Genomic DNA, 18,253 nt, shown 5'->3' with positions numbered 1-18,253 from the left:
GGCCAGCGTGGTTTAACGGGGCGCCTGAGATCAAGATCAAGATCAAGATCAAAAGCAAGATCAAGGGCGGCTCGCTTCGCATCGTGGTTACTGTTGGTGGCTACAACGTTGTAGATAGCTATGCCCCTGATGGCGGTCTTTCAGCTGACCCCGCTTTAGGGGGGGAACCGGTTCAAATGTGGGAGCTTGCCTGCGATGCAGGCACCTCGGTGCATCAGGTACACAGCTTTGCGCAGGGCGTGGGAACGATCAAAGCTCACTGCTTTTGCACCTCAATTGGACACGCCCCCCCGTAGTCTCGGCTAAACGCCTCATCTCGACGCAACCCGCATAAAACACTTTTTCGGGCCCTTAAACAGTGGTCTGCGCCGATCCGTGGGTGCAATTCGGCGAAAAACGCAAAAGGGCCTGCGCTGTAATGCTCGCAGAGTGAGGGAGCGCAGGGTTGTGCGGTGTTTTCCAGCCGCGACAGCCTTGGGTTGAACACCACCAATCGGAGCGAAAAAATGCGAATGAGCAACGCAAAAGCACTGTTGGGTTATGGCGCGTTCATGTTGGCAACCGCCAGCGAGGCGCATCAGATTTGGTACGAACAACTTCCCGGCCAGCCCTTGGCCTTGTACTACGGGGAATATGACAAGAACGTGCTGGAGGTCACGCCGGGGGGAATGGACCGGTTCAGGCAACTGCGGGCGTGGTCGATGGCCGACCGGTCGGCACCGCTGCAGCTGATCCAGCAGCGCCAGGCGTTCCTGCTGGCGGAGCAGCCCGGGCAAGAGGATTCGCTGCTGGCGCAAGACCTGCACTATCCGATGTTCGATGTGCAGGAAGGCGCCAAGACCGTGAAAGCCGCCTGGACCCCGGCCACGCGTTGGGTCGGTGACCTGCGGGCCCGTAGCCCGGAGCTGACCCTGGATATCGTCCCCACCGGCGTTGCCGATGCGGGCCGTGCGCAGTTCCGGGTGTTCTACGCGGGCAAGCCGCTGACGGGCCAGGAGGTTCTGCTGGAAACCGCCTCCGGTGAAGTCTTCAAGCAGCGCAGCGATGCCGCCGGCAACGTCAGCTTCGCGCTGCCCTGGCAGGGCACTTACGTGGTGGCCGTCGAGTACCAGGACAACAGCCCTGGCGAGCGTCTTGATCCGGCGGGCAAGCCCGAGCGGTTTGACGTCAAACGCTTCAGTTCGACGTTGTCGTTCCACCGCCGGCAAGGCCAGGCGCCGTTACCTCGCGCGCCGTCGCAACTGCCGGCATCGGAAGTCGCCAGGCTGAAAAAGTCAGCCTGATTCATTGCCTCCTTCATGAGTGATTGATATGACCCTTTCTTCAGGATTGGCCGGTCAGGCGGGCACTGTTGCGCCGACGCTTGCCCGCACGAACGTCACGACGGCCACACGCATGCTGGCTATCGATGCGCTGCGTGGTTTTGTGATGCTGTTGATGCTCATCGACCATGTGCGCGAAACCTTCTTGCTGCACCGGCAGGTCACCGACCCGATCGACGCCTTGAGTGTCACCCCGGACCTGTATTTCACCCGTATGCTCAGCGAGATCTGCGCCCCGGCGTTTATCTTCCTGACGGGCTTGTCGGCCTGGCTCTACAGCCAGAAACACAGCGCCCGCGAAACCTCGGTGTTTTTGCTCAAGCGCGGGCTGTTCCTGGTGTTCCTGGAAATCACCTTCGTGTGCTTTGCCTGGAATGCCGAATTCCCACCCAAGACGTTGTGGCTGCAAGTGATCTGGTGTATCGGCCTGTGCATGATCGTGCTCGCCGGTTTGCTGCACTTCAAGCGCGCCTGGCTGATCGTGCTGGGGGTGGCGATTATCGCCGGGCATAACCTGCTCGACGGCGTGACCGTCGGGCCGGAGTCGCCGTTCTTCGTGCCCTGGTCGATCCTGCATCAGCGGGTGTTTATCGACATTACCGAATTCACCCGCGCCCGCACGACGTACCCGATATTGCCGTGGATCGGTGTGATCCTGCTGGGCTGGGGCATCGGCCCGTGGTTTGGCAAGGCAATGCCGTCGGCGGAGCGTATCTCGCGCCTGGTCAAGCTGGGTGCAGGCCTGCTGGTCGCGTTCGTGTTTATCCGCTACCTCAATGTGTATGGCGAGAAACCCTGGGTGCAGACCGGTGATGCGCTGCGCACCTTCATGAGCTTCATGAGCGCGAAGAAATACCCGCCGTCGCTGATGTTCCTGATGCCCACCCTGGGCCTGTCGCTGCTGCTGTTGGCGCTGTTCGAGAAGTGGCAGGCCCGCTGGGCCACTGCGACCTTGGCGATCTACGGTGGGGCGCCGATGTTTTTCTACTTGCTGCACCTGTACGTGCTCAAGGCCATGTACCTGGTCGCGCTGGCGATCTGGGGCGCCAACCAGGGCACCTACTACGGTTTTGACGACCTGCCCATGGTGTGGTTGTGGAGCGTGATACTCGGGGTGTTGCTGTTCTTCCCGACACGCTGGTTCGCCGACCTCAAGCAGCGTCGTCGCGACATCGCGATGCTCAAATACCTCTGACGGAACCAACGGTGTTCTGCGCCCTGCGGAACACCTTTGCCTGACACGTTCTGGAGTCAAACCGTGAAGATGCTATCGACCCGCACCCTGCTATTGGCATTGGGAGGGCAGAGCCTGCTCGCCTTCGCCGCCGAACAAGACACCGCCAACGGCTTTATCGAGGACAGCCAGTGGAACCTGCTCAACCGCAGTGTCTACGACCGCCGCGACTACCAGCATGGCGCCCTCAGCAACGGCGCACGCAACGCCTACAAACCTCGATCCCAGCGCAGCGACCTGGCGGAAGAATGGGCCTATGGCCTGATGGCTGACTACGCCTCGGGTTTCACCACCGGCACCCTGGGTTTTGGCCTGGATGCCCACGTTTATTCCGCCTGGCAATTGGACAGTGGCGGTGGGCGCGCCGGGAAGGCACGGCTATTGGCGGTGGACAATGACGGCCACCCCAAGGAGCAGTTCAGCCGCGGTGGCGCAGTTGCCAAACTGCGCGTTTCCTCAACCGAATTGCGCTACGGCGAGCAGCGGGTGAAAACCCCGGTGTTTGCCTCGTCCGACAGCCGCTTGCTGCCCGAAACCGCGACGGGATGGTGGCTGACCAGCCGCGAGTTGCCGGCCACCACCCTGTTCGCGGGGCACTTCAATGAGAGCACCGACCGCAACGCCAGCAGCCATGACCGAGGGTTTGTCGTCAACTATTCCAATGGCAGGCAAGGCGATCGCTTTGACCTGGTGGGCGTGCGCAATACGGCAATCAAGGGGCTGAGCGCCAGCGTGTTCAGCGCTGTCTATGAAGACACCTGGCGCCAGCATTACCTGGGGGCGGTCTACACCCGGCCGCTGTTTCCCGGCCAGGCACTGACCGTTGACCTGAACCTGTATCGCACCCAGGACACCGGCAAGGCGTTGTCCGGGCGCATCGATAACACCACATGGAGCCTGCTCTCGACCTATCGGTTCGGTGCCCACAGTGTGGGCGTGGGCTATCAGAAAGTCAGTGGCGACACGCCGTTCGACTACGTGACGCGCGGGGCGATTTACCTGAGCAACGCCGTGGCGCTGTCCGACTTCAACGCCCCACGGGAGGCCTCGTGGCAGGTCCGTTATGACCTGGACCTGGCGGCCCATGGCATGCCCGGCCTGAGCCTGGCGGCGTTGTATGTACGCGGCAGTGGCATCGACGGCCGCCACATGGATCCTCGCGGCGGCTACCAATGGCTCGGCTACGGTGATGGGGGCAGGCATTGGGAACGTGACCTGCAGGCACGCTACGTGGTGCAGTCCGGGGCCGCGAAAAACCTCGCCTTTACCCTGCGCCATGCCGTGCACCGGGGCAATGCGGCCCAGGCGGAGCTGGATGCCAACCAGATCCGCCTGGCGGTCGAGTACCCGTTGGGCGGGCGCTTGCACTAGGTCGGCGTTACTCCTGCAACTGCAACGCCTGCTGCTTGAGCTGGCGTTTCTGCGCGAACGGCAGCTTTTCATCGTCCCCATAGGGCGCGCTGTACCAGTTGCCGTAAGTCGGGTTGGGCAGCAAAAACCAGCGCTGCCCGAGCCAGTTCACATAGGGTTCGACCGCCTTGCGCTGGGCCTCGAGGGTGTTGCGTTCGGCCTGGACGAAATCCCCCAGGGAATCACCGGCCATCAACAGCACGCGAGCCTGGCTGGCGACCCATTGGCGGCGGCAGTTCTTGCCGTAGCCGGCGCTTTCGCAGTGCCCGGTGGGGGTGCTGGCGGCGAGCACCTGTTGATTGCTCTCCACCGGAAAACCGCGCAGGCGCAGGTTGGTCACAGTGGCCCCGACCTGGCTGTGTTCGCGGTTGGTCAGGTAGTAAACCTGGATGCCTTTTTGCTTTGCCGCTTGCAGGAACGCCACGGCACCGGGGAGGGCCTGGGCCTTGGCCTGGTCGACCCAGGTGTTCCAGCGGTCGTAGCCATACACCTGGTTATGGATGACGTCGCGGGCATTGAGCGGCACGTTGTCCAGCAGGGTTTCGTCAATATCCACCACCACTGCCGGTGGCAGGCCGCTCAGGTTGCGGGGCGGGAAGGGCAACGCGTCCCAGCTGGGATCGGCCAGGGCCACGTCGAGCTGGCGGGTGGCGTTGGCGAACACCTGGCGATAGATCAACTCGTGTTCGATGGAGGTCTGGGTCCAGAGTACGGCGTCGAGCTGGTCGTTGGCCGGCGGCGTTTGTTGGCAGCCTGCCAGCAGGCACAGGCTGGCGAAGATCAGGGGTCGCATGCAGAGGTCTCGCAGGGAAAGGGCGCGTGGGCCGCACCTTAGCCTAATCCCGCGTGGATTCACCACATTGCGAAATGTTTCGCCGGATGCGAAACTGACGTAATTGTGAATACTTATCATCTAGCGCCAACCTTATCGCCGGCCCCGCGCATCCTGATCATCGAGGATGACGTGGAGCTGTGCACGCACCTGAGCAACCATTTGAGCCGTCGCGGCTTCGCCTTGAACAGCACCCATTGCGGCGACCAGGGTTTGGACCTGGCGCTGCATTCGCCGGTGGAGCTGATCCTGCTGGACATCATGCTGCCCAATGAAAGCGGCCTGAATATCCTTGCACGCCTGCGGCATGCGCGCGGCACCCCAGTGATCCTGATATCGGCGCTGGGCGCCGAGCAGGATCGCATCACCGGCTTCAGCCAGGGCGCCGATGACTACTTGCCCAAGCCGTTCAGCCTGGCGGAACTCGATGTGCGCATCGACGCCTTGCTGCGTCGCGTGGCGATTGATTGCGGGGTCGCGAAACCGCTCGCCCGGCATTCCACATCGGGACTGGACAGCGACGCACGCGATTTCACCTGTAACGGCCGCGCCGCCGGGCTGACGGCTTCGGAATTCCGTCTGTTGTGCACGCTGCACGCACACCGGGGCGAGACGCTGAGCAAGGCTTTCCTCTACCAACAGGTGCTGCATCGCCCCTACACCCGCCTGGACCGTGGCCTCGATGTGCATGTGTGCAACCTGCGCCGCAAGCTGGCGGCCATCGATGTGCAGGGTATTCGCATCGACGCGGTGCGCCATCAGGGCTACGTGCTGCTGTGCGACAGCGCCTGATGCCGCGCCGTCATCCGCTGCTGTGGAAAATGGCGGCGCTGCAAGTGTGCTTCTGCCTGCTGCTGGTGTGGCTGGTCTGGAGCTGGGGCTTGCAGGTGGAGCGCAACACCTACTTTCTGGAACAGCCGGATCGCATCGCGCTGGCTGCGTATGCCGCCGAGGCGGAACAGCTGGCGGCCCGCGGCGATGCCCAGGCGCTGGAGCGCTGGCGACTGGCGTTGCAGCAGCGCGAGCACACCTGGGTCGCGGTGCTGGATGACTACTTGCACAGTCTGGGCACCACGCCGCTGACGGCCGAACAGGTCGGCCACCTGACTTTCATGCGCAAGCTCAGTTGGCCGATGAGCAAGCGCCTGGACGATGAATTGCCCTACGTCAGCATCGCCTTCCCCCAGCACCCCGAGCGCGGGCGGCTGGTGATGCAATTGCCGGAGCGCCTGTTGCCACCGGGCCTGACGCCCTGGACCCATGTGTTGAGCCACGGCGTGGTACCGGTGCTGTTGGCGCTGGGCCTGGGGTTGCTGCTGTATCGCCATTTGGTACAGCCGTTGAACGAACTGCGTGAGCGCGCCAACGCCTTGAGTGCCGGCGACCTCGAGCCCCTGGCCAGCAGCCGCGTGACCCAGCGCCCGGACGAATTGGGCGAGCTGGCACGCGCCTATGAACACATGGCGGGGCGCCTGCGCCAGAGCCTGCACCAGCAACGGCAATTGCTGCGCACCCTGTCCCATGAAATCCGCACACCGTTGGCACGCTTGAAGATCGCCAGTGAAAGCGGCCTGTCGCCGGCCCAGCTGGAGCAGCGCCTGGGACGGGAAGTGGAGGAGATGCGCCGGCTGGTGGACGACTCCCTCAACCTGGCCTGGCTCGACACCGAAAAACCGCGCCTGGAAGCTGAAACGGTGGTGGTGGCCTCGGTGTGGGAAGCGCTGGTGCAGGACGCGCATTTCGAAACCGGCTGGCCCCTGGATGCGCTGGTCTGCGAGCTGGACAGCGCCTGCCAGGTGCACGTGCACCTCAACAGCTTTGCCCAGGCCCTGGAAAATATCCTGCGCAATGCCATCTGCCACTCACCGCAACACGCCGTGGTGCGCTTGAGCGGCGAGCGTGACGGCGACAGCTGGTGGCTGGTGATCGAAGACCAGGGGCCGGGCGTGGCCGAAGGCGATCTTGAGCGCATCTTCGAAGCCTACCTGCGCCTGGATGGCACGGTGGGCAGCGGTTTCGGCCTGGGCCTGAGCATCGCCCGGCGCGCCATCGAACTGCAGCACGGCCGGCTGTGGGCCAGCCAGGGCACTCAAGGTCTGCGCATGAACCTGCGCCTGCCCGCGGCGAATGTTTAGAAAGTTAATGTTCTTTACTCGCAATTGCATCTGATTATCATCGGCGATCTTTGATGGCCCACCGCTATCGGTCGGGCTGACGTTTGGAGATCCGCGCATGTTCCGCTTGTCCCTGCTTGCCGTGAGTATTTGCAGCCTGTTGCCCGCCAGCAGTTTCGCGGTTGAAACCGAAGCCCCCGCGCAGATGGAGCTGCCGACCCAGACGGTACTGGGCACCGCACAGGAAGAGATCAAGCAGATGCCCGGCGTGTCGATCATCACCGCCGAAGACATCAAGAAACGCCCCCCGGCCAATGACCTCTCGGAGATCATCCGCACCATGCCTGGCGTCAACCTCACCGGTAACTCCAGCAGCGGCCAGCGCGGCAACAACCGCCAGATCGACATCCGCGGCATGGGCCCGGAAAACACCCTGATCCTGGTGGACGGCAAGCCGGTCAGCAGCCGTAACTCGGTGCGTTACGGCTGGCGTGGCGAGCGCGACAGCCGTGGTGACAGCAACTGGGTGCCGGCTGACCAGATCGAGCGCATCGAAGTCATCCGTGGTCCGGCGGCGGCGCGTTACGGCAACGGCGCGGCAGGCGGCGTGGTGAATATCATCACCCGGCAACCGGGCAGCGAAACCCACGGCTCGGCGACGATCTACCACAACTTCGCCCAGCACACGGCCGAGGGTGAGACCGAGCGCATGAACTTCGGCCTCAACGGCCCGCTGACCGACACCCTCAGCTACCGCGTGTACGGCAACATCGCCAAGACCAATGCCGACGATGCCGATATCAACAGCGGCCATGAGTCCGTGCGCACCGGTAACCAGGTCGGCACCTTGCCGGCGGGGCGCGAAGGTGTACGCAACAAGGACGTCAACGGGCTGCTGAGCTGGCAGTTCACCCCCGAGCAGACGCTCGACCTGGAAGCAGGGTTCAGCCGCCAGGGCAATATCTATACCGGCGATACCCAGAACACCAACAGCAATGCGAATGTGAAGAGCATGCTGGGCCATGAGACCAACATCCTCTACCGTGAAACCTATTCGGCCACCCACCGTGGCGAGTGGGATTTCGGCAGCAGCCTGGCCTACCTGCAATACGAAAAGACCCGCAACAGCCGCATCAACGAAGGCCTGGCGGGCGGCACCGAAGGCATCTTCGCCAACACCGATTTCTACACCACTGTGCTGCGCGACCTGACCGCCCACGGCGAGGTCAACCTGCCGCTGCACGCCGGTTTCGAACAGGTGCTGACCCTGGGCACCGAGTGGGTCGAGTCGCGGCTCGACGACCCGAGCGCCAACACCCAGACCACCACTGCCGGCGGCAGTGTCGCAGGGCTGACCAGCACCAACCGCAGCAGTACCTCGTCGTCACGCATCTTCTCGGTGTTCGCCGAAGACAATATCGAGCTGCGCCCCGGCACGCGCCTGACGCCGGGCCTGCGCCTGGACCACCACGACATTGTCGGCGACAACTGGAGCCCCTCGCTGAACCTGTCCCAGGTGCTCACCGACACGCTGACCTTGAAGGCCGGCATTGCCCGTTCGTACAAGGCGCCGAACCTCTACCAGCTCAACCCCAACTACCTGCTGTACAGCAATGGCCAGGGTTGCTATGGCTCGACCAAGAGCTGCTACCTGCAAGGCAATGCCGATCTCGAGGCCGAAACCAGCGTCAACAAGGAGCTGGGGATCGAGTACCGCAATACTGCCGGGGTGGTCGCCGGCCTGACGTATTTTCGCAACGACTACAAGAACAAGATCGAGTCCGGCCTGACGCCGGTGGGCACCGCTTCGGGCGGTTCGGGCACCACGGCCAACGCCAATATCTTCCAATGGGAAAACGTGCCCAAGGCACTGGTTGAAGGGCTCGAAGGCAACCTCACGTTGCCGTTGGCCGAGTCGCTGACCTGGACCAACAACTTCACCTACATGCTGCAATCGAAAAACAAACAGACCGGCGATGTGCTCTCGGTCACGCCCAAGTACACCCTCAACTCCATGCTCGATTGGCAAGCCACCGAGGCCCTGTCCCTGCAGGCCAGCGTGGCCTGGTACGGCAAGCAGACCCCGAAAAAGTACGATTACCACGGCAACCGTGTCACCGGCACCGGCAACAATCAACTGTCGCCCTATGCCATTGCCGGTGTGAGCGGCACCTACGCCATCAGCCAGCATCTGAGCGTTACCGCTGGCGTCGATAACGTTTTCGACAAACGCCTGTGGCGCGAGGGCAACGCCCAGGGGGTGAACAACATCGAAGGCGCGGGGGCGGCGACCTATAACCAGTCCGGCCGCACCCTGTACACCAGCCTGACGGCGTCGTTCTGATGGGGCGAGCGATCTTCCTTGCCTTGCTTGTCGCCCAGGGTGCCCATGCCAGGCCGGCACCGGACCAGTTGATGGACGCGCCGGTATTGCGCGAAGCCAGCGCCTATCGTTTCAGCACCCTGGAACTGGACTCCGCCGATGGTGCGCGGCACTACCGCATCTGGCTGGGGCAACCGCCCAAGGTCAGTGCCGCCAACCCTGTGGCGTACCTGCTGGATGGCAACGCGGCGATGGCGGCATTGGATACCGAGCTGTTGAATCGCCTGTCCCACCACCCGACGCCACCGGTGCTGGTGGCGGTGGGGTACGCCACGCCACTGCGTATCGAACGCAATGCCCGCACCTTCGATTACACACCGCAGGTGGGCGAAGGCATGCAACGCGACCCACTGACGAATGTGCCCAGCGGTGGGGCCGATCAGTTCCTCGACCTGCTCACCCGGCAGATCCGGCCCTTGATCAACCAGCGCCTCGCCGTGCAGCCTGCGCGCCAAGTGCTGTGGGGGCATTCCTATGGTGGGCTGCTGGTGCTGCACACCCTGCTGACACGCCCGCAGGCCTTTGATGAGTATGCCGCCGCCAGCCCCTCGCTGTGGTGGAACAGTGGGGTGATCGAGGCCGAAGGGCTGGGCTTGCAACAACGGCTGCAGGGCCGGCGGCCGAGGCTGTTGCTGATGCGTGGCGACGCAGAACCCGCCGGCCCGACGAGGTCGGCCACGCCGCAGGATGATGCCGCGGCCAAGCGATTGCTGGTCAGGCTGCAAAGTGTCGAGGGGCTGACTACCCGCTACCAGACCTTTCCCGGCCTTGGCCATGGCCCGATGTTACCCGCGTCGTTGCGCTATACCCTCGAACACCTGTAGGCGTCATCAATCGGGTTGGCACACCAACGGCTGTCGCTCGTAGTTCAATGCCTTGTTCTGTGGCGCCAGCACATAGCTCGCACGGCAACGCTGTTCGCCCCACTTGATGGTCAGGGTGCCCCGGTCCTGCTCAACCAGCGCCAGGGCATTGCCGTTCGGGTCGGCAATTGCCAGTTGCTTGCCGCTGGCATCTTCCAATGAGGCACCAAACGACAGCGGCTTTCGTTGCGCATCAAACAACTCGAACAACACTCGCCGTCCGGTGGTGCCACTGTAATGCGCGACGACCACGGCCCCCCGGCGCGGTACCAGTTGCTGGGTGGCGTTGGTGATCTCCACGTTGCCCCCCAGGTCGCGGGTGTCGAGGCTGATCCAGTTCACCCGATAAGGTTGCGCCGTCGGGATCACCGCATAGCCGTTGGATCCGGTTTCCACACCGCTGTAACTGCTGATCTTCGCCCCGGAGATGCCCGGCACTTGAGCCAGCGCGAAGGTCTCGCTGACCGTTTGCCCCAGGTTGATACCGCCGGCATGGGCCACCACCGAACCTGCGAGGTTGACGTTCTGCGAGGTGTAGCCCTGGCCCTGGCTGTAGCCGAGGCTGACGTCGGCCACGGCGGTACGGCTGTTGATATTCACCGAGCCGGAATCGCCGCTGGTATCGCTGTGGCCCGCCTGCACCGAATAGAACGTGTCGCTGGTGTCGGCGACATAGCCGTTGATCCCCGCCTGGGTGGTGGTGTCGCCGTGTTGCCGGCTGGTGGTGACAAAGGCGCGTGGCGCGCGCGCCTGGCTGCCCAGCGGGAATGAGACGGACAGGTTCAACTGCGTGTCGCTGCTGGGTTCGCCCCAGGTGACGATCTGCTTGGTGCGTGTCACGCCCAGGTTGTAGCTCAGGTCGCCCCAGTGGCTGGTGTAGCCGGCGGAAAAACTCTGCGAGCCGCCGCGATTCCAGTAGCGCTGGTCGCTGGCATTCACGTACAGGCTGCCGAACGCACTGTTGCGTCCCAGGCTCTGGTTGATGGTCAGGTCGGTTCGGGTTTTTGAATGCCCGGTGCGAACGCGCACGTCTTCGCTGAGGTCCTCCACGTGGTCGGTGAGGGTGCGGTAGCCCTCGGTGGAGTAGCGGTAGGCGGCCAGGGTGAAGTTGGTGTCGGTGCCGGCGAAGGTCTTGGCATATAGCGCACGCACGCTGCTGCCCTGGGTGGTTTGCCCGCGTGCCTTGCTGGACGAGTGGGTGGCGTCCAGGGAGAACGCGCCCAGCGAGGTGTTCTTGCCGGCGCCGACCGACACGGCGTTGTAGTCCTCGCTGGCCTGCAAACCGACGATGCCGCTGAGGTTGCTGGTCAAGCCGTACGCCAGCGTGCCACTGAGAAAACGCGGGGTCGCCAGGCCGTCGGCATTGCTCTTGAAGGTGCCCGCCGAAACGCTGTATTTGACCTGGCCTTCACGCACCATGATCGGCAGGCTGGAGAACGCCTGCATCGTCACGCGGCGGCTGCCGTCGGCTTCGGTCACGGTGATTTGCAGGTCGCCGTTGGAGCCGCTGGGGTAGATGTCGTTGATCTCGAACGGCCCTGGCGCGACGTTGGCGGTGTAGAGGATGTAGTCGTTCTGGCGAATTTCCACGGTCGCGTTGGTTTGCGCCACACCCCGGATCACGGGCGCATAGCCGCGTTCGCTGTCGGCGCGCATGCCTTCATCGGAGGCCAGTTTCAGGCCGCGATAGCGCACGCTGTCAAACAGGTCGGTGTCGGAGAAAATTTCACCGCCGCTGAACTGACCCTTGATCGCCGTCACATCATGCTGCAGGTAGGTGCGGTTGCTGGTGTAGGTGTTCGAGCGCCCGGTACCGCCACTCAGGTTCGATTCGTTGCGCAGACGCCAGGCGCCGAGGTTGATGCCGTTGCGCAGGCCGAGGTTATTGGCGATGCGGGTGTCGTAGTCGCCCGCAGTACGACTGCTGTTGAGCTGGTAGTTGATGAAGGCGGCGGGGACGCCTTCGTCCCACAGCTGCGGGTCGACATAGCCGCGCAAGCCACGTTGCATGGCCACTTGCGGAATGCTCGCCAGCAGGCGCAGGCGGCTGCTGTCATAGCGCACGTTGGCCTCTTCGATTATCTCGGCCAGGGCGTAGCAGTCCTGCGGGTGCTGCGGGTCGAGTTTGCCCTCGGCCTGCAAGCGGGCCAGGTCGATGCCCAATTGCTTGAGCAGGTCGAGGTTCAGGCAGGCTTCGACGCGACCGTTGTGGGGGTTGCGCTTGAAGTCGATATCGCGCCGGCCCACCAGCACCTCGTTGCTGTACAGGTCGACGCGGTAATTGCCCGGCAACACGCTGTTCGCGGAGAGCAACTGCTGCAGGTCTACGGTGGACTGTGCACCTTGCAGGAACGTGGTGTTGAAGCGCTCCGCAGGCTCATCGGCCATTGCCCAGGCCGGCAGGCTGGCGGCCATCGCGAGCGACAGTGTCTTCAACGTCAGTGCGCCGTGCGCGGGCCTGTTGCTGGAAAAAAAAGACATGCGAAGACCTGTGACATCCCGGGTTGGCGAACAGGCGGGCACGCAAACACGCACGCGAGGTGAGCCTGTGGATTAGAAAAGGGGCTTGGGGTTGCGGCGTGATTCCGTGGCGTGCGCGGGGGCGGCAGCACCGACGGCCAGGGGCGCGGTGTACGCGTTCTGTGCACCGTAGTCATTGATGCTGGAAAACGACAACTGCACCGGCCCGCTGGCAGGCGTGGCGCCGAGCGGGAACTGTTTCTCCTCGCCGGGCGCGATCATGGTGGAGTCGCTGGCCAGTTGCGCCTGCACTTTGATGTCGGCCATGGACACGTGGTAGAGCGTCGGGTTTTTCACCCGCAGCAGGGTCTGCGCGCCATGTCTGGCCAGGCGCCACTCGAGCTGCGCTGGGGCCTGCAACGCATTGCCTGCGAGGCCGGCAGGGCGGTAGAAAATCTTGATGCGTTGGCGGATCGCCAGTTGCAGGGTGTTCTCGGCCTCGCTGGCCTTGGGGATCTCCTGCACGTTGAGCCACACCACCGACTCGCGGTCCGTGGGCATGCCGGCGCCCTCATACAGGATGCGCAGCAGTTGCTGTTCCTTGGCGAACACCCGCGCCAATGGTGGGGTGACGGCAAACGGTGCGCGGCTGCCGCTGGCATCGTTCATGTCGACCCAGGATTGCACCAACACATCCTGGTTACCGTTGCGCACGGTGATATTGGCTTCCCTGTGGGCGCCATCGAACACGATACGGGTGGCATTCAGTGAAATGCTGGCGGCGGCCTGGGTAGCCATAAGCATGCCCAGCAGCACCAGGCTCATGGCGATAGAACGAGGCGGCATGAGGGGTATCCGGTGTCATCAAAAAGGGAATGGCGAGGCCGCATGGCCTCGCGCGTTCGGTGCACGGGGCGCCGGGGTTATTCGTATTGCAGGATGAACGGCAGGGTTGCATCACCGCGACCGGCGGTGGACGCACCGGCGGCACCGGTGGTGACGTAGGCCGCCGCGAAGCTCAGGGTGGCGTCGCCGCCTTCAGTGCCTTGACCGTGCATGGTGCTTTCGATGCGTGCGGTGGCTGGCGAGCTCAGATCGATCAGCGTGCCTTTGCTGTCCAGGAGGGCGATACCGACGTTTTGCGCGGTGGCCGAACCCGGGTTCAGGGCCAGTACGTTCTTGCCGGTCACCAGGCCCGAACCGCCGTTGTTGGCGTCAAAGATCATCGCCACCTTGGTGCCCTGGTTGCAGTTGACGTTCAGGTTGAAGTCTTTGGCGGTAACGCGACCTGCGGTTGGGTTTTCCGCGGTGCCCATGTCCTTGATCGAGACGTTGCCCATGTCGACCGAGATGGTGCGGTCGGAGTTGGCGCCGTCCACCGAGCAGGCGTCGTTGTTGATCACGCCGGTGAAGGTGATTTTGCCGCTGCCGCCCAGGGTAGGAGTAGGCGCTGCCGTATCGTCGGCGAACGCACTGCCGGATGCGGCGATAATGGCCGAGGCGATAACAGCCAGGGAAAACTTCTTCATGATGATGTCCGTTAGTGTTAGTTGGAGAATGTAACTACTGAACTGCCAGGAAAGAGTAAAAGGCGAGGTCGTTGACCAGAATAAGACGATTCTTATAAGTCGAAACTCAGGCGCACTGGTTACGCGTCAAGAACAGGCGGGGAGTCTGAAAATAAAGGGCGAAGCCATTGTCGGCGAATGGCTTGCGAGTGGTTCTTTAGTTGAAAATGTTACGCGCCAGGCAATAAGCGAGCAGGTCTTGGTCGCTGTTGACTTCAAGTTTGCGCATGGCCGATATCTTTTGTGCGCTGATGGTTTTTGAACTTCGATTCTGGCTGCGTGCAATATCACTGACACTCATGCCGGAGATAAACAAGCGCAGGATCTCGAACTCTTTGGGCGACAAGCTGGTAAAGCGCTCGTCGAAGTCGGTGAGGGTTTCGATCACTGATGTCTTGGGCGGTTCCAGGCTGCGATAGGCGCTCTGCTGGGCAATGGCCTGGAGTGCCAGTTGAATCTCGGTGTGCAACTGGCTTTTCTGGATGATGCCGACCACACCCAGCTCTTGCAGGCGGGTGAGAATCAGGTGGTTGGAAATCATCGTGAGGATCAGGACCTGCACCTGTGGGAAATGCCGTTTCAGGTATTCCACCAACTTCAGGCCATCGCCGTAGGGCGAGTCGCCCGGCATGTTGTAGTCGGTGATCACGATGTCGGCGCCCTGGCGCTGCAGCAAATCGATCAGCCCGGCCGAACACACGGCCTCGCCGACCACTCGAAAGCGCGTGTCGCGTTCCACCAGCTCGCGAACGCCCAGCAACACGATCGGGTGATCGTCCGCGATTACCACGTTGAATTTTTTCATAAGGGGCCGTCCGTAGTGCCGGTTCAAGTGAGTGAAGAGTGCCCGGGCTGGAGAGTCTCCAGGACGGCCGACAGTCGCTGCATGACCGCTTTCACCTTGAGCGTAAGGGCAGTGTCGAGGCTGCCACGGTTAAGTGCGCTTTCCAGTTCGATGCAGGCGTGGGCCAGGTCGAGCGCCTGGACGGCACCCAGGGCGCCGGCCAGCGAATGCAGGCGTTGGCCAAGACCGTGGGCGTCGCGCTGGGCCAGGGCGGCGTCGATACCTTGCAAGTCCTGCTCCACGCTGCTGATGAACAGCGGGCGCATCTTCTCCGATAACTGCACGCTGTCATTGAATGACGCGGTGGCTGGCGCAACCGGCGGCTTGACCTTGCACAGCTTGATCAACTGGCCACGCAAGGTTTGCAGGCTCAAGGGCTTGACGATCCAGGCGTTCATGCCCACCGCCAGGCAGCGCACGCCTTCCTCGCGCATCGCATTGGCGGTCACGCCGATGATCGGCAACTGCGGGTCGTGCTCGCGCAGGGCCCTGGCCAGGTCATAGCCATTCATCAACGGCATATTCACGTCGGTCAGCACCAGGTCAAAGGCGTGCGGTTGCCACAAGTGCAGGGCCTGCTCGCCATTGGCGGCCAAGGACACCGAGCAACCGAGTGCTTCCAGCTGTTCCTTGATAATCGCCTGGTTGACCGGGTTGTCCTCGGCCACCAGGATATGCAACCCCAACTGCCCGGCACTTTGCAGGCGCGTCGCAGGCGGTTGCTCATGCTTGCCGTGTTGTGCCAGCGAGACCGTGGCGGCGATGGCACGTACATCGTACATATCCACCCTCCAACCCTGGGCCGTGTGCAGCGGCGGGCTGTGCGCACCTGGCAGGCACAGCACGCGCTGGCCGACCCAGGGCCGCGCGGGGTCGCTGGCGAACAGGTCCACCAGCACCGCGTGGCGATTGTCCTGTTCCTGGGTGGGCGCCGCCAGCGCCGCCGCAATGCCCAGGCGGTTGAGCCAGTCACTCATTGACTGTGCCAGCTCGCGCACCGGTGCCTGCACATACACCGGCGTCGGGCTGGGCTCGATCAGCGGCAGGTTGGTCAAGGCACCGCCACACAGCGGCAGGCGCATTTTCAATGTGAAGCTGCTGCCCAGGCCCGGCTCGCTGACCACTCTGATCTCGCCGTCCATCATCTGCGCCAGCCACCGGCAGATCGGTAATCCCAGCCCGGCGCCGCCTTCGCTGGCGGTGTCCGGTGCCTGGTAAAACAGATCGAACAGCTTGGCCTGCTGCGCCTCGGGGATGCCCACGCCGGAGTCGGTGACTTGCCATTCCAGCTCAACGTGGTTGGCGTCCTGTGCCGTGACCCGGGCGCGGATCACCACGCGGCCGATGTCGGTGAACTTGATGGCGTTGCTCACCAGGTTATTGAGAATCTGGCGAATCCGCATCGGATCGCCCATGACGCAGTCCGGCAGTTGCGGGTCTATGCAGCTGTAGAGCTGCAAACCCTTGCGCTGGGCGAAGGCGGCGTAGGTGTGCAGGGTGTCCTCGAGCATGTCCAGCGGGCAGAAATCCACGGCTTCTATCGCCATTTGCCCGGATTCGATCTTCGACACATCGAGCACATCGCTGATCAGTTGGAACAGCGTGCCGGATGAGCGCTGGATGGTCTGCAGGTAGGTTTTCTGGTGCGGGTCCAGATCTGTCAGCCCGAGCAGTTCAAGGGTACCGAGTACGCCATACAGCGGTGTGCGGATTTCATGGCTCATGGTTGCCAGGAACAGGGTCTTGGCCTCGTTGGCCGCATCGGCGGCGCGGCGGGCGTCTTCCAGGGCCTGGGCGTCATCGATATGACGGGTGATGTCGTTGAACGCATACAGGCGCACGTCTTCGGCCTGGTAGCGGGTCGACACGAAGCCGATCTGCAGGTGCCGGCCTTCGATCTCCAGGTGCGTCTCGCCGCTCTCGGCGCCCTCAGATGTACCGGCCATGGCCGCTACCAGGCGTGCGGTGCCCGGCCATTGCTGGGCGCGCTGGTTTTCGATAAGCACCTTGCCGTCGCTGCGGCGCACCACGCATAGGCCGGTGGGTGCGGTGTCGATGATCACGCGGCTGAACGCCACGCTTTCGGCAATGCGCTCGTGGGCCAGGCGCGCCGGGTTGATTACCTGGCGCCGATACCAGCGGCTGCCGCCCCAGCCGAGGGTGATCAGGCCGCCGAGAAACAACGCCAGGCTGCTCAGCGGCCACAGCGCAGAGTGGAAGAAGTGCGCGTAGTTCAGGCCATAGACCGCGCTCCAGGGCCGGTCACCGGCCTGGGTCATCTTGAATTCGAAGCCATCGGCGTTGAAGTGCACGCCATCGCTGAGCGATGCGTCGACGTCGGGCCCGGCCAGCCGCTGGCCGTCGGGCCCCATCAACGTGAGGCGATCGAATGCCGAGTGATCCAGGGCGCGCTGTACATCGTCGACCCGCGACAGGTCGAGCAAGGTGCCGACTACCGCCTGCTCCTGACCGCCAAGTGGCAGGCCGATATACGCCAGCAAATGTTCGGCGGCGGGACCGGCTTGCCAATACACACGGTTTTGTTCCAGGGGCTGGGGCGTCTGCTCCAGGCGTTGTTGCACTGCGTTGACCAGCGCCACCAGGTTGCCCGTGTCCTCTGTGCTTTCGCGACGTTGGTAGCCCACGGACGGCACGGTAATGGTGTAGTTCGCCTGACGATTGAACAGGAAGGTTTGTGGTGCCTCGTAGGGCGACGAGGACCAGAAGGCGCTGTAGTAGCTGGTCAGGTGGGCGCCCAGCGCGAAAATCTGCGGCCGGGCAGCGACATTGACCTGTTGCTCATCGAACTTGGCGCTGAAGGGCACCGAAAACGAATACTTCTGGCCTTCGTACAGCGTGCGGTGGTTGTCGACCATGCGGCTTTTCAGGCTGACCTGCACATGGGTGGCACGCAACAGTTCGGCCTGGATGCCCGGGTGGGTCAGGCTCTTGAGATAGGACTCCTGCTCCTGCAGGTTTTCCATCAGCCGCGCGAAGTGAAAGCGCGTGGCGCCGTAGCGGGTTTCGATCCCGCGTTGCAGTGACCAGTAGTTGGTCAGGACCAGCAGCAACGCGATGCCAATCAGCACCATCAGGCCTTTGTTCAGGCGCAATGAGCTGCGGGTGAAAGCTTCGAGGATCGCGTTGTTGTGCTTCATCAAGGGTTTCCGCGGGCGCAGGATAAATCGGCACTGGATGGAGCTTACTCCTTAATACGGGGTAA

Annotated in this window: 13 protein-coding genes; 7 read left to right on the top strand and 6 right to left on the bottom strand. The window is 63.1% G+C overall.

All coding sequences use genetic code 11. The features are described from left to right. Positions 1-512 precede the first annotated feature (512 nt). The 3 genes from FX984_RS08100 (at position 513) to FX984_RS08090 (ending at position 3,927) form a co-directional block, all read left to right on the top strand. Positions 513-1,283, top strand: a complete 771-nt coding sequence (locus FX984_RS08100; RefSeq protein WP_223841608.1) for a DUF4198 domain-containing protein — start codon at positions 513-515, stop codon at positions 1,281-1,283. Between the two features lie 28 nt (positions 1,284-1,311). Continuing rightward, positions 1,312-2,517: an acetyltransferase domain-containing protein gene (locus FX984_RS08095; protein WP_146476511.1), complete on the top strand. Its 1,206-nt coding sequence runs from the start codon at positions 1,312-1,314 to the stop codon at positions 2,515-2,517. 69 nt (positions 2,518-2,586) lie between these two features. Next, positions 2,587-3,927, top strand: coding sequence for an OprD family porin (locus FX984_RS08090; protein WP_371914485.1), 1,341 nt, complete (start codon positions 2,587-2,589; stop codon positions 3,925-3,927). Positions 3,928-3,934: 7 nt separating this feature from the next. On the opposite strand, the gene FX984_RS08085 is transcribed toward FX984_RS08090, so the two are convergent. Further along, positions 3,935-4,759: a 5'-nucleotidase, lipoprotein e(P4) family gene (locus FX984_RS08085; protein WP_092354758.1), complete on the bottom strand. Its 825-nt coding sequence runs from the start codon at positions 4,757-4,759 to the stop codon at positions 3,935-3,937. A 105-nt stretch (positions 4,760-4,864) separates the two neighbouring features. Here FX984_RS08085 and FX984_RS08080 point away from each other — a divergent pair, with 105 nt between their 5' ends. From FX984_RS08080 to FX984_RS08065, 4 genes are all read left to right on the top strand, one after another. Then, positions 4,865-5,590: a response regulator transcription factor gene (locus FX984_RS08080; protein ID WP_146476510.1), complete on the top strand. Its 726-nt coding sequence runs from the start codon at positions 4,865-4,867 to the stop codon at positions 5,588-5,590. Beyond that, positions 5,590-6,933 (top strand): HAMP domain-containing sensor histidine kinase, encoded by a 1,344-nt coding sequence (locus tag FX984_RS08075; protein ID WP_146476509.1) that lies wholly within the window; start codon positions 5,590-5,592, stop codon positions 6,931-6,933. The genes FX984_RS08080 and FX984_RS08075 overlap by 1 nt, the downstream gene beginning before the upstream one ends. 97 nt (positions 6,934-7,030) lie before the next feature. Next, on the top strand, positions 7,031-9,256 hold the full coding sequence (locus tag FX984_RS08070) for a TonB-dependent siderophore receptor (protein WP_065940263.1): 2,226 nt from the start codon (positions 7,031-7,033) through the stop codon (positions 9,254-9,256). Then, positions 9,256-10,119 (top strand): alpha/beta hydrolase, encoded by an 864-nt coding sequence (locus FX984_RS08065; RefSeq protein ID WP_065940262.1) that lies wholly within the window; start codon positions 9,256-9,258, stop codon positions 10,117-10,119. Before FX984_RS08070 ends, FX984_RS08065 begins: the two co-directional genes overlap by 1 nt. A 6-nt stretch (positions 10,120-10,125) precedes the next feature. On the opposite strand, the gene FX984_RS08060 is transcribed toward FX984_RS08065, so the two are convergent. From FX984_RS08060 to FX984_RS08040, 5 genes are all read right to left on the bottom strand, one after another. Continuing rightward, on the bottom strand, positions 10,126-12,639 hold the full coding sequence (locus FX984_RS08060) for a fimbria/pilus outer membrane usher protein (protein WP_146476508.1): 2,514 nt from the start codon (positions 12,637-12,639) through the stop codon (positions 10,126-10,128). A 72-nt stretch (positions 12,640-12,711) separates the two neighbouring features. Further along, the gene (locus FX984_RS08055) at positions 12,712-13,464 is read right to left on the bottom strand and encodes a fimbrial biogenesis chaperone (RefSeq protein WP_098479074.1); all 753 of its coding nucleotides are present in this window, start codon (positions 13,462-13,464) and stop codon (positions 12,712-12,714) included. A gap of 77 nt (positions 13,465-13,541) precedes the next feature. After that, positions 13,542-14,147, bottom strand: a complete 606-nt coding sequence (locus FX984_RS08050; protein ID WP_065940259.1) for a fimbrial protein — start codon at positions 14,145-14,147, stop codon at positions 13,542-13,544. A 196-nt stretch (positions 14,148-14,343) separates the two neighbouring features. Then, positions 14,344-14,991 (bottom strand): response regulator, encoded by a 648-nt coding sequence (locus FX984_RS08045; protein ID WP_027607481.1) that lies wholly within the window; start codon positions 14,989-14,991, stop codon positions 14,344-14,346. 23 nt (positions 14,992-15,014) lie between these two features. Beyond that, a complete protein-coding gene (locus tag FX984_RS08040; protein WP_146476507.1) occupies positions 15,015-18,188 on the bottom strand; it encodes a hybrid sensor histidine kinase/response regulator in 3,174 nt (1,057 codons plus the stop codon). Positions 18,189-18,253 lie beyond the last annotated feature (65 nt).

The organism is Pseudomonas marginalis (genome assembly GCF_008692035.1).
GTDB lineage: Bacteria > Pseudomonadota > Gammaproteobacteria > Pseudomonadales > Pseudomonadaceae > Aquipseudomonas > Aquipseudomonas marginalis.
The sequence above is the reverse complement of the archived record's forward strand: the minus strand, read 5'-3'. Positions and strand labels throughout refer to the sequence as shown.